Consider the following 13,384-nt stretch of genomic DNA (forward strand, 5'->3'; position numbering starts at 1 on the left):
ATAGTGGCACGGGCCACAAATCACGGTCAAGGAGTGATCAAGATCGAACCACCCCGGCTGCGCGCCTCCTCGGACGTCCCCGGCGGCCGCCGCAAACAGCGCGTCTCCATGGCCGACGTGGCCCGCCTCGCCGGGGTCTCCTCACAGACCGTCTCGCGCGTCGCCAACGGCTCGCCCGGTGTCGTCGAGACCACCCGTGAGCAGGTGCTCGCCGCGATGAGCGAGCTCGGTTACCGGCCCAACAGCGCGGCCCGCTCACTGCGCTACGGACGGTTCAACACGATCGGGGTGATCCTGTTCGGGCTGTCCTCCATCGGCAACAGCCGGACGGTCGAGGCGATCGCCACCCACGCGGCCGCCGAGGGGTACGCGATCACGCTCATCCCGGTCGGCGCGCCCACCCAGGACAACGTTCTGGGAGCGTTCACAAGAATGGGCGAGCTCGCGGTCGACGGCGTCATTCTCATCATCGAGGTGCACCTGCTCGACGCGGCCGCGGTGACCCTTCCGCCGGGCGCGCACGTGGTGGTCGTCGACTCCGACGCCGGCGACCGCTATCCGGTCGTCGACACCGACCAGGCCGACGGCGCCCGGCAGGCCGTCCGGCACCTGCTCGACCTGGGTCACCACACCGTCTGGCACCTGGCCGGGCCGGCCGGGTCGTTCTCCGCCGAGCGCCGTGCCTCGGCCTGGCGGCAGGTCCTCGAGGAGGCCGGGCGGCCGGTGCCCGCGCTCGAGCGCGGCGACTGGTCCGCCGACTCCGGTTACCGGGCCGGGCTGCGGCTCGCGGCCGACCCGTCCTGCACCGCGATCTTCGCGGCCAACGACCAGATGGCCCTCGGCGTGCTTCGGGCCCTGCACGAGCGCGGCCGCCGGGTGCCGGAGGAGGTCAGCGTGGTCGGGTTCGACGACGTCGCCGACGCCGGTTCCTACCTGCCCCCGCTGACCACCGTGCACCAGGACTTCGCCGAGGTGGGGCGGCGCTGCGTGGACGCCCTGCTGCGCCAGATCCACGACGAGCCGTCCGGGCCGGGCACCGATCTGGTCGCCACCCGCCTGGTGGTCCGGGCCAGCACCGCCGCCCCGGAAGTCTGATCCGGGACTGCGCGCACCGGTCGCCCGAGCGGATCCTGCAAGGGACGACGTTCGACGCGAAGGAGATGCGCATGTCATCGAGACTCAACGCCGGGGAGATCCTGGAGCGGGCCCGCGCCGGTGCCGAGACGGCCACGGCCGGCCGGGTCTTCGGCCCGCCGATCGAGCGGGACGGCGTCACCGTCGTCCCGGTCGCCGTCGTCAGCGGGGGCGGCGGCGGAGGCGAGGGCGGCGGGACGGCCGCGGGCGACCGACCCGTGGACGGCGACACCCCGCAGGGTGAGGGCTCCGGCGGCGGGTTCGGCTTCATCGCCCGCCCGGCCGGTGTCTACGTCATCCGCGACGGCGACGCCCACTGGCGGCCCGCCGTCGACGTCAACAAGATCGTCATCGGCGGTCAGCTGGTCGCGGTCGTGGCCCTGCTGGTCGCCCGGTCGCTCCTGCGCCGCCGTCGCCGCCGCTGACGGCGTCCCTCAGACGCCCCCGGCCCGGCGGCGCTCACCGATCTCCCAGGCGAGGATGTACTGCCGGATCAACCTGGCCACGTCCTCCTTGGCGCCGAACCGGAGGATCAGGTGCTCGCCCGGATCGCCGTGCGGGGCCGGGCGGATCGTGTGGACGACACCGTTCAGCCGGGCCTCGGCGGCGCCCAGCCACACCGCGGCCTCCACCCGGTCCCCCTGGGACAGGGTGGTCGGCTGGTCGATCCAGCAGCGCAGGCCGCCCTCGCTGATGTCGAGCAGCACGCCCTCGGCCGGCTGTCCGTCGTCGGCCTCGGTGTCCAGCCGGACCACCGCGCCCGCCCCGCCCCGGACGAACTCGCGCCGGTTGTCGTGGCGGGCGCCACCGGCCGGCACGAGCGTCCACCGCGGCGGCGAGTCGGAGAGCGCGATCAGCCGGCAGGGCAGCACGATCCGGGTCCGTGGCAGGGCCCAGAAGATCTCGAACTCGCGGCCCGGCTGGAACACGGTCAGGCCGGTGGTCTCCAGCGGAGCGGTGACGATGAGCGCGCCGTCCTCGATGCCCTGTAGCTTCGAGCGCAGGTTCAGGCCCTCACCCATGGCGAGGAAGATCGTGGTGCCGATCTCCGGCGCCTCGATCGGCGGCGCACCCTCTGCCGCGGGTACGGACATGGAGTCAGTTGCACCGTTGCTCATCTGCTACCTCGGCGTTCTCGAAAGTCGTACCCCTGTCTTTCGGCCGCCGGTGAGGGAATGTGACGATTCCCGGCCGGGCTATGCCCGCTCCAGGACCGGCTCGGGGTAGCGGGCCAGCCGGAGACGGTACGCGAAGACCGCCAGGGTGCCGCCGGTGCAGAGCAGCCAGACCGCCCCCGCGTGAGCGAGACCACGCCACAGCAGATCGGTCCCGCCGCCGTCGACCGCGTAGGTGCCGATCTCCCGGGCCGACCAGAACGGCATGAACTTCGCGATCGTGCCGGCCGGGTCGGCGAGCATCTGCACGGCGCAGACCGAGAGCAGGGCCAGGGCGCCCTCCAGCTCGCGGGGCAGCAGCGCGCCGACCAGGCTGCCGAACGGCGCCGCGATCAGGGCGGTGATCCCCATCATCAGGCCGATCGCCCAGAACCGGTCGATGTCCTGGTCGACGCCGACCAGGATCAGGTAGCCGCCGGCCAGCAGCAGGCCGAAGCCGCTCATCGCGATCAGGCGGCCACCGATGATGCCGGCCACCGAGGCGCCGGAGAGGCGCAGCCGGGGGTCGACGCCGCGAGCCGCGTTCACCACGAAGAGGGTGAGGGTGGAGACGGCCCAGGCGATACCGAGGGTGAGCATGCGGGTGGACTGGCCGGTCAGGTCCCGCCGGACCAGGTAGAACCAGAGCGGCAGCGAGATCACCAGCAGCAGCGCGGTCCGCCGCCGGCCCACCTCGCGGGCCGACAACCCGGCCACCGTCAGCGCGGTCATCGGTCTCCTCCGCCGTGTGCGCCCAGGTCCAGCACGTGATCGACGTTCTCCAGCTCGTGCAGCAGGTGGGTGACCACGACCACCGCCCGGCCGGCGTCGCGCCACTCCCGCACCTGACGCCAGAAATCCAGGTACGACCCCTGGTCGAACCCCTGGTACGGCTCGTCGAGCAGCAGCAGGTCCGGGCCGTGCAGCTCGCCGAGGACCAGGTTCAGCTTCTGCCGGGTGCCGCCGGACAGCTCCTGCACCGGCTGGCGGTGGCCGGGACGCCAGGCGAGGCGGGACGCGAGGTGCGTACCGGTGGATCGGGCCTTGCGTGGCGCCATGCCGGCGGCGGCCCCGAAGAGGGTGAAATGCTCCTCGGCCGTGAGCCAGCCCGCGGTGCCGCCGTCCTGCGGGACGAACCCCACCCGCCGGGCCCGCCGGATGTCGCCGCCGGTGGGGCGGGTCAGCCCGGCGCAGATGCGCAGCAGGGTGGACTTGCCGCAGCCGTTGGCGCCGACGATCGCGGCCACCTCGCCGCCGCGGACGGTGAGGTCGACGCCGGAGAAGACCTCGCGCCTGCGGTACCGCTTGCTCACCCCGGCCAGCCGCAGCATCACCGGCCCGGGCAGGGACGGGACCGCGGCGGTCGGCGACTGGAGCTCGGCGACCAGATGCCGGGCGTACAGATGTGCCGGGCCGAAGAAGCGGTCCGGGTCGGCGGCGTGCTCCCCGGCCTGGGCGGTGGTCTCCGCGCCCAGCTGCCGGGCCCGCTCCGGTTGCACGCCGAGCCGGACCAGCTCCGCCTCGAAACGTAACGGCCAGTCGCTCATCGGACGCGCTCCCCGATCAGCGAGTCGACGCCGTCGCGGAAGCCGCGCCACTCCTCGGCCTGGGCGTGGAGCGTGTCGAGCCCGGCCGGGGTGATCGCGTAGTACTTCCGGCGCGGCCCGGATTCGGACGGCGCCCAGCTCGGCGAGGCCAGCCCCTGCTGTTCCAGGCGCAGCAGGGCCGGGTAGAGGGTGCCGCCGGGGATGTCGGCGACGCCTGCCGCGGCCAGCCGCTGGGCCAGCCCGTAGCCGTAGTCGGGCTGGTCACGCAGCATCGCGAGCAGGCAGAGATCGAGGAAACCGTGCAGCCACGGCCGGGGGGTCATGTAGGCAGGCTAGCTGCTTAGCAGACCGCCTATCTACCCGGCCCGAAAAAATAATTCCGGGTTCGACTGCACAGATGGGCTCCCGGGTGCGTCGATGAGGGTGTGACCTTCGAGCAGTTCGCGTTGGCCCGCCTGCCCAGCCTGTTGCGTTACGCGGTCGTCCTCACCGGCGACCGTGACCTCGCACAGGACGTCGTTCAGGAGGTGCTGGCGCGGGCCCAGACCCGATGGCGGCGCATCAGCGACGCCGACTCCCCGGAGGCGTACGTCCGGCGCATGGTGCTCAACGAGTACCTGTCCTGGCGGCGCAGCTGGGCGGTCCGGCACGTGCACGCGGCCGGAGAGCGCCTGATCGAGCTGGACGACGCGCGCGGCGGCGTGCGCGACCACGCGGACGGTGTGGTCGAGGCCGACGCGCTGTGGCACCGGCTCGCCGCGCTCGGCCGCAAGCAACGGGCCGTGCTGGTGCTGCGCTACTACGAGCAGCTGGACGACGACGCGATCGCCGACCTGCTCGGATGCACGGCCGCCACGGTGCGCAGCCACGCGTCGAGGGCACTGAGAACCCTCCGGCTCGACCAGGAGTCGGACTTGCGAGTACCTGCCGAGGAGAGGTCGTGACCGAGCACGGAGACCGGCTGCGGGAAGCCTTCATCACCCACGAGAACCAGACGCCGGATCCCGCCGCGGTCTACGCCCGCGTCGAAGAACTGGCCCGCAAGCACCGGTGGCGGCGCCGCTCGGCGCAGGCCGCGGGCGGGGTGGCGCTCAGCGCCGGCCTGATCGCGGGGATCACCCAGATGCCGGGGTTCCTGCCCGGCGAGGCGGCGCCGTCCGGCCCCGTCATCGAGGTGGCCGCACCCAGCCCCACCCCCTCGTACACCGACGACCAGGCCTTCGACGCCTACTTCGAGGCCGGGTTCGGTTACACCAACGCGCTCGAGCTGGCCAAGCTCTGGAACATGACCGACACCCAGGCCGGCGACATCAAGCTGCTCGCCGGACGGAAACTGCTGGCCGGGGAGACCCTGCCGGTCCAGCCGAAGCCGAACACCGAGGGCGTTCCCGGACAGACCGAGGACGGCCGCAACTCGGAGGCCTTCTTCAACGGGGGCTACGACTGGGACGACGCCGTCCAGCTCGCCAAGCTGTGGAAGCTCGACGACCCGTACCAGGCCAAGATCGAGGGCGGCAAGCGACTGCTGGCCGGCGAGACCCTGCCGATCAAGCCGGACCCGAAGCAGCTCGAGGAAGCGCGTAAGTCGAAGCTGGCGACGATCTTCTGGGAGGCCGGTTACGACGGTGAGGACGCCGCGAAACTGGCCAAGCTGTGGAAGATGGACAGCGACGACACGTACGCCGTGAAGGTCGAAGCGGGCCGCCGCCTGGAAGCCGGCGAGACCCTCCCGATCAAGCCGTGATTCCGGAGCTGCGCCGGCGCATCGGCTTCGAGATCGAGCTGATGGCCCCGCCCGGGGTCAGCCGGCGCACGCTCGCGCTGGACCTGGCCGGACGCTGCGGAGGCAGTGTCCGGCCGGTGTGGCACCACGACAGCGAACCGTCCCTGGTTCCCGGCCTGGGACGGTTCCTGCACCTCACCCAGGGTTTCGAGGTGCGCCGGCCGGACGGGACGCCGCTGTGCACGCTGGTCGACGACATCACCCTGGCGCACGGGCTCGACCCTCGGGCGCCCGCCATCCCCGGCTGGTTCCGGGTGCTGACCGACGACACCCGGCTGCTGCGCCTGCTCTCCGCCCGCTGCGATCCGGGGACCACGCTGCCCCGCGTGCTGGAGCCGGCGGCCGAACTGTGGGGCACCACGGTCGAACGCCACGGCGACATCTACCGCCTCAACGACGCGGTCGGCGCCACGATCGCCCTGGCCTCCCCCGCCGGCGGCGAACGCGAACGCCCTTGCGAGATCATCACCCCACCGCTGTCGGCGGACCACCACGCCGAGCTGTCGTTCCTGCTCGGGGTCGCCCGGGAGCTCGGTTTCACGGTCCCGCACGAGGCGGCCGTGCACCTGCACGTGGACGGTGGCCCGTTCCGGGCGGCGCCCGCGCTGGCGAACGTGATCCGATTGTTCGCTCACTGGCGGGAGCCGTTGCGGACGCTGCTGGCCACCAATCCGGCCTGCCGCCGTCTGGCTCCGTTGCCGGCGCCGTTGGTGGACGCGGTCGCCGGTTCCCCGACGATCGCCGAGCTACGCGCGGCCGCCCAAGACGGACAAATCACGAAATTTTATGATGTGAACCTGACGCAGGTGCTGACCGACACCCCTCCCCTGCGCGACACCGTGGAGATCCGGATCCTTCCGGGCGCCATCGACGCGGACGAGATCGTGCACCGCGCCGCCCTGATCGAACTCCTGCTCGACCGCTGCCTGGACCCCACCCCGATCCCCTCGGGCCCGGCCTCCCCCGACGCGCTCCTGGAGATGGCCGCCGCCACCCTGGTTCAAGACCGATAACCCCTTCTCCGGTACGGGCTGAGCCATCCCCGAACACATTCCCGCCCGTCCCGTGGCGCCCCGCGAGCCCCGTGCCTGGTCCGGACCGGGCCGCGCCCACCGGGCGAACCCACCCACCCCACGCCCGCTTCCCCGGCCGCCCGGCCAGCGAGGCAGCACCCACCTCGCCCAGCACACCATCCCCCCACCGCCCCGCCACACCACTGGCTCCACCGCCTTGCCACGGCCCCGCCACACCACCCCGGCCAACGGGTGACCCGACCAGGAAGCCCCGTCCCGGCTACAACCCGCCGGGCCGCTGGGAAGTGTCGCGGCGTCTGCGGGAGTCGGGCCGCCACGGTGGTGCCGGGTGGGGGTCAGCTGGGCTTTTCGCGTTCGGCCAGGTTGGCGAGGATGTCGCGGGCGGCGGGGGCGATGCGGGGCGGCACGCCCAGGTCTTCGAGCAGTTCGGTGGCGGCGGCCATCTCGTCGCGACGGCGTACCGCGTGTTTGATGGAACCGTCGACCAGGCGGTCCAGGGTGTCGGCGTTGGCGCGGATCAGTTCGTCGCGGATGTTGCCGCGCAGCCACTCCTCCAGGCCGGCGGCCCGGGCCGCGGTCAGGGCCTCGGTCACGGCGGCGGCCATACCCTTGTAGAAGACGCTGCGCAGTAGTTTGCGGGTGGCGGCGGCACCGACCGGGCCCTCCAGCACGGTCACCGTGGCGCCGTATTCGCCGAGCGCGACGGCGAACTCGGCGGCGGCCGGGCCACTGGCGGTCATCGGGGTGTGCAGTCCGCGGCCGGGTACCGGGGACATCAGGGCGACGTCGACCACCCGTACCGTCTGGCCGCCGAGCGCCGCGAGCGTCTCCTTGAGGCCGGGTGTCGCGGTGTTGAGATCGGCCCAGATCGTGCCGGGGGCCAGCGACGGCAGGGAGTCGCGCAGGGCGTCCGCCGCGTCGGCGGCGCTGTTGACGCTGAGCACGATCGACGCCCCGGCGCACGCCTCGGCGTCGCTGCCGGCGGCCCGCACCCCGGCCGGGGGCGCGACCTGCGGGTCGTAGCCCTGGACGGTGGCGCCCGCGGCGACCAGGCCGGCCGCGATGAGACCACCCGCCTCACCCAGGCCGAGGACGGCGATGACGGTTTCCGTCACGAAAGGACCTCCGAACACTCCACAGACCGCTGGACGGCGATGACGGTTTCCGTCACGGAAGGACCTCCGAACACTCCACAAGCCGCTGGACGGCGTTGACACATTCGTCATGGATGAACCTCGAAGCACCCCGGGAATCCGTGAGCGGCGTGCGACATCCGTCGATGACGGGAACCCGGCCGCCCTCCGGGTGTCACCTCCATGGCCCGCACAGCGGTTGATCTTGTCCGGCTGGCTGTCAGGGCTGTCTCGAACGCTTCGGGACAGCACCCACGACCGGCCGGACAAGATCGACCACGGTGCACGCGCACGCCCGGCCCCGGAGTGTTCCATCAACCGCGAAGCCGCACGGAGGAACAGCCACTCTGGAGGATGCCCGCACGCACGGCGGTGACGACCCACGCGCTTCCTCCGCAGGTGGCGGAACTGTTCGACGGCGAGTGTTCCAACCCGGCGACAGGATTGTCAACAATTGTTTCGCCGAGATGATTGGCCTAGGCTCGGTCCGATGGCCGCACCCCCGGCACCTCTCCGCCGCAAATTGTTGACAATCTTGTTGGTAATCGGATGGGAAGACGCGATGACCGATTCGACCCTGGTACTCACCGCCCACCCCGGCGATTTCGTCTGGCGTGCGGGCGGGGCGATCGCCCTGGCGGCGTCCCGCGGTCAGCGTGTGGTGATCGGCTGCATGAGCTTCGGCGAACGCGGCGAGTCGGCCTCGCTCTGGCGCAAGGGTTACACGTTGCAGCAGGTCAAGGACCACCGCCGGGCCGAGGCCGAGCAGGCCGCGAAGGTGCTGGGCGCGGAGATCCGGTTCTTCGACGCCGACGACTACCCCCTCGTCGAGACGCCGCGGCTGCTCCAGGGACTGATCGACCTGTACCGGGAGGTGCAGCCGTCGGTCGTGCTGACCCACGCGGCGGCCGACCCGTACAACGGCGATCACGCGTTCGCGCACGCCATCGCGCTCAAGGCCCGGATCCTGGCGCAGGCGCCGGGCGTCGAGGGGCCGGGCGAGGTCATCGGGGCGCCGCCGGTGTTCAGCTTCGAGCCGCACCAGCCGGAGCAGTGCGGTTTCCTCCCGAACGTGCTGCTCGACATCACCGCGGTGTGGGAGACCAAGCGCGAGGCCATGCGGATCCTGGCCGCGCAGAAGCACCTGCACGCCTACTACACCGAGCTGGGCAGCCGGCGCGGCCTGCAGGCGTCGCGCAACTCCGGGCCGAACCTGGGACTGCCGAACGACACCTACGCCGAGGCCTACATGCGGCTCTACCCGCAGGTCACCCGGGAGTTGTCCTGATGGCCCGGCACGTCGTCGTCCGTACCGGAAGAAGGGTCTCCGAAGAGGTTTTGCGGGGCCTCGCCGAGGCCGGCGCGTCCACGGCGCACGAGGCGGACGGCCGGCGCGGCGCGGTCTCCCCCGATCTGCGGCCGATCCAGGCGGGCGCCCGGATCGCCGGCAGCGCGGTGACCGTCTCCTGCCATCCCGGCGACAATCTGATGATCCACGCGGCGGTGGAGCAGGTGCGGCCGGGTGACGTCGTGGTCGTCACGACCACCTCCCCGTCGACCGACGGGATGCTCGGTGACCTGCTGGCCACCTCGCTGCGGGCCCGGGGCGCGATCGGCGTGGTGCTGGACGCCGGGGTCCGCGACGTGGCCGAGCTGCGGGAGATGGGTTTCCCGGTGTGGGCGCGGGCGGTCAGCACCCAGGGCACGGTGAAGGCCAGCCCCGGGTCGGTGAACGTGCCGGTCGTGGTGGGTGGCCAGATCGTCCGTCCCGGTGACGCGATCGTCGCCGACGACGACGGTGTCGTGGTGATCCCGCACGAGCGGGCGGCCACGGTCCTGGCGGCGGCGCGGGCACGGACCGCGAACGAGGACGCCAAGCGGGCCCGGCTCGCCGCCGGTGAGCTGGGCCTGGACATGTACAACCTGCGGCCGCTGCTGGCCGAGCTCGGTGTCGTCTATGTGGACGAGCCATGAGCGACCGGAGGGAGCTTATGGCTCGTCGTGACTGCGCTTTTGACCCCCGAGTGGGGGAACAGCCATGAGCGTTCCTGTGGTGATCATGCGTGGGGGCACGTCCAAGGGGGCGTATTTTCTCCGGGAGGACCTGCCCGCGGACGAGACCGACCGGGACATCCTGCTGCTGTCGGTGATGGGCTCTCCGGATCCGCGGCAGATCGACGGCATCGGCGGCGGGCATCCGCTGACCAGCAAGGTCGCCGTGGTCGGCGTCTCGGACGATCCGGAGGCCGACGTCGACTACCTGTTCCTCCAGGTGCAGGTGGATCAGCCGCGGGTCAGCGCGGAGCAGCCGTGCGGCAACATCCTGGCCGGGGTCGGCCCGTTCGCCGTCGAGCGCGGGCTGGTGGCCGTCTCCGGCGACGTCACCCCGGTACGCGTCCGCATGGTCAACACCGGCGCCCTGGCCGTGGTCGCGGTCCCCACTCCCGGCGGCCGGGTGAAGTACGCCGGGGACACCGCGCTCAGCGGCGTGCCCGGCACGGCGGCCCGCCTCGAGGTGGAGTTCCGGGACACGGCCGGCTCGGTCGCCCCGGGCCTGCTGCCGACCGGCCGGATCGTCGACGATCTGGACGGCGTCCCGGCCACCCTGATCGACAACGGCATGCCGGTGGTCCTGATGACCGCCGCGTCACTGGGTGTCACCGGCGAGGAGACGCCGGCCGAACTGGAGGCGGACGGTCGCCTGCGCCGCCGGGTCGAGGAGTTGCGCCTGCTCGCCGGCAGGCTGATGGGTCTCGGTGACGTGAGCGCGACGACCGTACCGAAGATGTGTCTGATCTCGCCGCCCGCCGAGGGTGGCACGCTGAGCACGCGCATGTTCATCCCGCATCGCGTGCACGCCTCGATCGGGGTGCTCGCCGCCGTCACCGTCGGGACCGCCGTGGCGATGCCCGGCAGCGTGGCGCACACCGAGGCCGAAGGCACCATCCGGTTGGAGCATCCGACCGGTTTCTCCGACGTCGTCGTCGATCCGGGCACCGGCCGTTCCGCGATCGTCAGCACCGCCCGCCTGATCATGGAGGGGCGGGTCCATCCCCGTCGCAACACGGAAGGGGCCATCATCCATGGCTGAGAAGATCCGCGACATCGCCCACGTCTCCGCGGTGGAACTGTCGACCCCGGTCCTCGACGACACGGTCCGGTTCTTCACCGACACCATGGCGATGGAGGTCGTCGAGCGGCGCGGGAACAGCGCCTACCTGCACGCCTGGGACGACTACGAGAGCTTCACCGTGAAGGTGACCGGCGCGGGCACGTCCGGGATCGGCCGCACCTGGTTGCGGGCCCGCAGCCCGGAGGCGCTGGAGCGCCGGGTGCGCGACATCGAGGCGGCGGGCCTCGGCGAGGGGTGGAGCAAGGACGAGCCGGGGTACGGGCCGGTCTTCCACTTCACCGACCCGGACGGGCACCCGTTCGGCCTCTACTTCGAGACCCAGCGGTACGTGGCCTCGGACGCCACCCGCCCGTCACTGAAGAACCAGGCCGCGCGGTTCCCGGGCCGCGGCTCGAACGTGCGGCGGCTGGACCACGTCAACTTCCTGGCGCGGGACGTTCCGCCGAACGCGGACTTCGTGGCGACCGCGCTGACCGGCCGGGCCAGCGAACAGATCGTGCTGGACGACGGCACGAGGGCGGCGGTCTGGTACACGTTCAGTGACAAGTCCTACGACGTCGTCTACACCCGGGACTGGACCGGGTCGCGGGGCCGCCTGCACCACGTGGCGTTCGCGACCGACACCCGGGAGGACATCCTGCGGGCCGCGGACGTGTTTCTGGAGGCCGGCGTGCACATCGAGACCGGGCCGCACAAGCACGCCATCCAGCAGACCTTCTTCCTGTACGTCTGGGAGCCCGGCGGCAACCGCATCGAGCTGTGCAACGCGGGCGCCCGGCTGCTGCTCGCCCCGGACCACGAGGTGGTCACGTGGACGGAGGCGGAACGCGCCAAGGGTCAGGCCTGGGGTTTGAAGACGATCGAGTCCTTCCACACCCACGGCACGCCGCCGGTCGCCGAGGCCGAGTGGGCGTAGTGACGTCGTGATCCGGCCCTAGCCGTGGGCCGCCGGGGTGTCCTCGAGCGACCGGAGCACCTCCACCACGCTCGCGATGTGCTCGCGCATGGCGGTCTCGGCGGCCACCGGGTCACGGTCGCGGATCGCCGTGATGATGCGCTCGTGCTGCGGCAACGACACGGCCGGCCGGCCGGGCAGCAGTGACAGCATGAACTGGTGCCGGGCCAGCTGGGCGCGCAGCGTGCCGATCAGCCGGTCCGCGGTGGCGTGGGCGCCGATCTTCCGGATCAGGCCGTGCAGGCGCTGGTTGAGGTCGCTGTAGCGGCGGAACTCGCCGGCCTCCACGGCGCGGCGCATGAGCAGGCCGATCTCGTCGAGCTCGCTGGCCTCGGCCTCGGTGACGCGTTGGGCGGCCTGTGCCGCCACCAGGCCCTCCAACACCATCCGAACCTGGGTGATCTCGATCGTCTCGGCCAGGGAGATCTTCCGGACGTGGGCGCCGCGGTTGCGCTGGATCTCGACCAGGCCCTCGCCGGCGAGATCCTGCAGGGCCAACCGGATGTTGAAGCGGCTCGCCCCGAACCTCTCGATCAGCTGCGCCTCCACCAGGCGTTCGCCGGGCATGTACTCCCCGGCCAGGATCGCGGTGCGCAGCTCGTCGCGCGCGGCCGCCTTGTCCTTCCCGTCAGCCGTGCCACGTGGCCGTGACCGGCGTACGCCGGTGAGGTTCTTCTCCGCAGACATAGTGCCGGTACGATACCGCGCTCACCCGATCACCGCCGGTCAAGATCGGCGGCCGACTGCGCGGCGAGGGCGGGCCTCTACACCCGCAGCTACCAGACCACGTGCCGGCCCGCACACGGCAAGCTGCTCTGCGCCCCGTCCCGCCCCATCCCCCGCCGCTGACCCACACCGACCCGACCGCTCCCAAACTCCCCACCACCCAACCCACCCCCACCGCCCCACCGCCTACACCGCCACCGCCACCGCCACCGCCACCGCCACCGCCACCGCCAACGCCAACGCCAACGCCAACGCCAACGCCAACGCCAACGCCAACGCCAACGCCAACGCCAACGCCGCCAACGACCCACCCGTCACAGATCTTGGACGATTTCCCACCCGCTCCGGTGGCCGATCACCCAAGATCGCGGGGCGGCAGGGAACGGAACAAGCAGGGCGCAGTCACCCCGCAGACCTTGGACGAATTGCCACCGGATGCGGTGGGCCAACGCCCAAGATCGCGGGCCGCAAGGCACATCGCGGACAGCAGGCCGCGCAGCAGCAGGTCGCACAAACCCCACCAGATCTTGAACGTTCGCCCACCACAATCGGTGGCCGAACGCCCAAGATCGCGGGCCGCCGCGCACGGAGCAAGCAGGACGCACGCACCCCGCCGGACCTTGGACGAATCACCACCGGATGCGGTGGGCAACCGTCCAAGATCTGTGAGCGGGCGGGCGGCGGGCGCGTGGCGAGCGGGCGAGCGGCAAGCGGGCGAGCGGGCGAGCGGGCGAGCGGGCGACGGGCGAGCGGGCGCGCGGGCGCGCGGCGGGCGAGCGGGCGAC

General features: G+C 72.0%; 15 protein-coding genes. 9 read left to right on the top strand and 6 right to left on the bottom strand.

Features of this window, described 5'->3' with window-relative positions:
• Positions 1-33: 33 nt before the first annotated feature.
• Together J5X75_RS39685 and J5X75_RS39690 are read left to right on the top strand one after the other, a co-directional pair.
• Entirely contained in the window at positions 34-1,095 is a 1,062-nt protein-coding gene (locus J5X75_RS39685; RefSeq protein ID WP_372451031.1) for a LacI family DNA-binding transcriptional regulator, read from the top strand.
• Between the two features lie 71 nt (positions 1,096-1,166).
• Positions 1,167-1,559: a sporulation protein gene (locus J5X75_RS39690; protein WP_208472874.1), complete on the top strand. Its 393-nt coding sequence runs from the start codon at positions 1,167-1,169 to the stop codon at positions 1,557-1,559.
• 9 nt (positions 1,560-1,568) lie between these two features.
• Here J5X75_RS39690 and J5X75_RS39695 read toward each other — a convergent pair whose 3' ends face one another.
• The 4 genes from J5X75_RS39695 to J5X75_RS39710 all read right to left on the bottom strand — a co-directional run bounded on the left by J5X75_RS39695 (position 1,569) and on the right by J5X75_RS39710 (position 4,158).
• Positions 1,569-2,228 carry a PilZ domain-containing protein gene (locus J5X75_RS39695; protein WP_208472875.1) on the bottom strand — a complete coding sequence of 220 codons (660 nt, stop codon included), beginning with the start codon at positions 2,226-2,228 and terminating at the stop codon, positions 1,569-1,571.
• Between the two features lie 102 nt (positions 2,229-2,330).
• Positions 2,331-3,020, bottom strand: a complete 690-nt coding sequence (locus tag J5X75_RS39700; RefSeq protein ID WP_208472876.1) for a hypothetical protein — start codon at positions 3,018-3,020, stop codon at positions 2,331-2,333.
• Positions 3,017-3,835 (bottom strand): ATP-binding cassette domain-containing protein, encoded by an 819-nt coding sequence (locus J5X75_RS39705; protein WP_208472877.1) that lies wholly within the window; start codon positions 3,833-3,835, stop codon positions 3,017-3,019. Before J5X75_RS39705 ends, J5X75_RS39700 begins: the two co-directional genes overlap by 4 nt.
• Positions 3,832-4,158, bottom strand: a complete 327-nt coding sequence (locus J5X75_RS39710) for a PadR family transcriptional regulator (protein WP_208472878.1) — start codon at positions 4,156-4,158, stop codon at positions 3,832-3,834. Before J5X75_RS39710 ends, J5X75_RS39705 begins: the two co-directional genes overlap by 4 nt.
• 102 nt (positions 4,159-4,260) lie before the next feature.
• On the opposite strand from J5X75_RS39710, the gene J5X75_RS39715 reads away from it, so the two are divergent.
• From J5X75_RS39715 to J5X75_RS39725, 3 genes are read left to right on the top strand one after another with little or no spacing between them, the layout of a single operon-like run.
• Complete coding sequence (locus tag J5X75_RS39715; protein WP_188122497.1) at positions 4,261-4,779, top strand: SigE family RNA polymerase sigma factor; 519 nt, start codon at positions 4,261-4,263, stop codon at positions 4,777-4,779.
• Complete coding sequence (locus J5X75_RS39720) at positions 4,776-5,579, top strand: hypothetical protein (RefSeq protein WP_208472879.1); 804 nt, start codon at positions 4,776-4,778, stop codon at positions 5,577-5,579. Before J5X75_RS39715 ends, J5X75_RS39720 begins: the two co-directional genes overlap by 4 nt.
• Entirely contained in the window at positions 5,576-6,631 is a 1,056-nt protein-coding gene (locus J5X75_RS39725) for an amidoligase family protein (RefSeq protein WP_208472880.1), read from the top strand. Before J5X75_RS39720 ends, J5X75_RS39725 begins: the two co-directional genes overlap by 4 nt.
• A gap of 356 nt (positions 6,632-6,987) precedes the next feature.
• Here the strand turns inward: J5X75_RS39725 and J5X75_RS39730 are convergent, their stop codons facing one another.
• A complete protein-coding gene (locus tag J5X75_RS39730; RefSeq protein WP_307798567.1) occupies positions 6,988-7,767 on the bottom strand; it encodes a DUF1932 domain-containing protein in 780 nt (259 codons plus the stop codon).
• Positions 7,768-8,347: 580 nt separating this feature from the next.
• Here J5X75_RS39730 and J5X75_RS39735 point away from each other — a divergent pair.
• The 4 genes from J5X75_RS39735 to J5X75_RS39750 all read left to right on the top strand — a co-directional run bounded on the left by J5X75_RS39735 (position 8,348) and on the right by J5X75_RS39750 (position 11,834).
• Entirely contained in the window at positions 8,348-9,073 is a 726-nt protein-coding gene (locus J5X75_RS39735) for a PIG-L deacetylase family protein (protein WP_208472882.1), read from the top strand.
• The gene (locus tag J5X75_RS39740) at positions 9,073-9,759 is read left to right on the top strand and encodes a 4-carboxy-4-hydroxy-2-oxoadipate aldolase/oxaloacetate decarboxylase (protein WP_208472883.1); all 687 of its coding nucleotides are present in this window, start codon (positions 9,073-9,075) and stop codon (positions 9,757-9,759) included. Before J5X75_RS39735 ends, J5X75_RS39740 begins: the two co-directional genes overlap by 1 nt.
• A 64-nt stretch (positions 9,760-9,823) precedes the next feature.
• Complete coding sequence (locus J5X75_RS39745; protein WP_208472884.1) at positions 9,824-10,876, top strand: 4-oxalomesaconate tautomerase; 1,053 nt, start codon at positions 9,824-9,826, stop codon at positions 10,874-10,876.
• The gene (locus J5X75_RS39750) at positions 10,869-11,834 is read left to right on the top strand and encodes a VOC family protein (protein WP_208472885.1); all 966 of its coding nucleotides are present in this window, start codon (positions 10,869-10,871) and stop codon (positions 11,832-11,834) included. The genes J5X75_RS39745 and J5X75_RS39750 overlap by 8 nt, the downstream gene beginning before the upstream one ends.
• A gap of 18 nt (positions 11,835-11,852) precedes the next feature.
• Here the strand turns inward: J5X75_RS39750 and J5X75_RS39755 are convergent, their stop codons facing one another.
• A complete protein-coding gene (locus J5X75_RS39755) occupies positions 11,853-12,560 on the bottom strand; it encodes a GntR family transcriptional regulator (RefSeq protein WP_208472886.1) in 708 nt (235 codons plus the stop codon).
• Positions 12,561-13,384 lie beyond the last annotated feature (824 nt).

Source organism: Actinoplanes flavus, assembly GCF_017592555.1.
Taxonomy (GTDB): Bacteria; Actinomycetota; Actinomycetes; order Mycobacteriales; family Micromonosporaceae; genus Actinoplanes; species Actinoplanes flavus.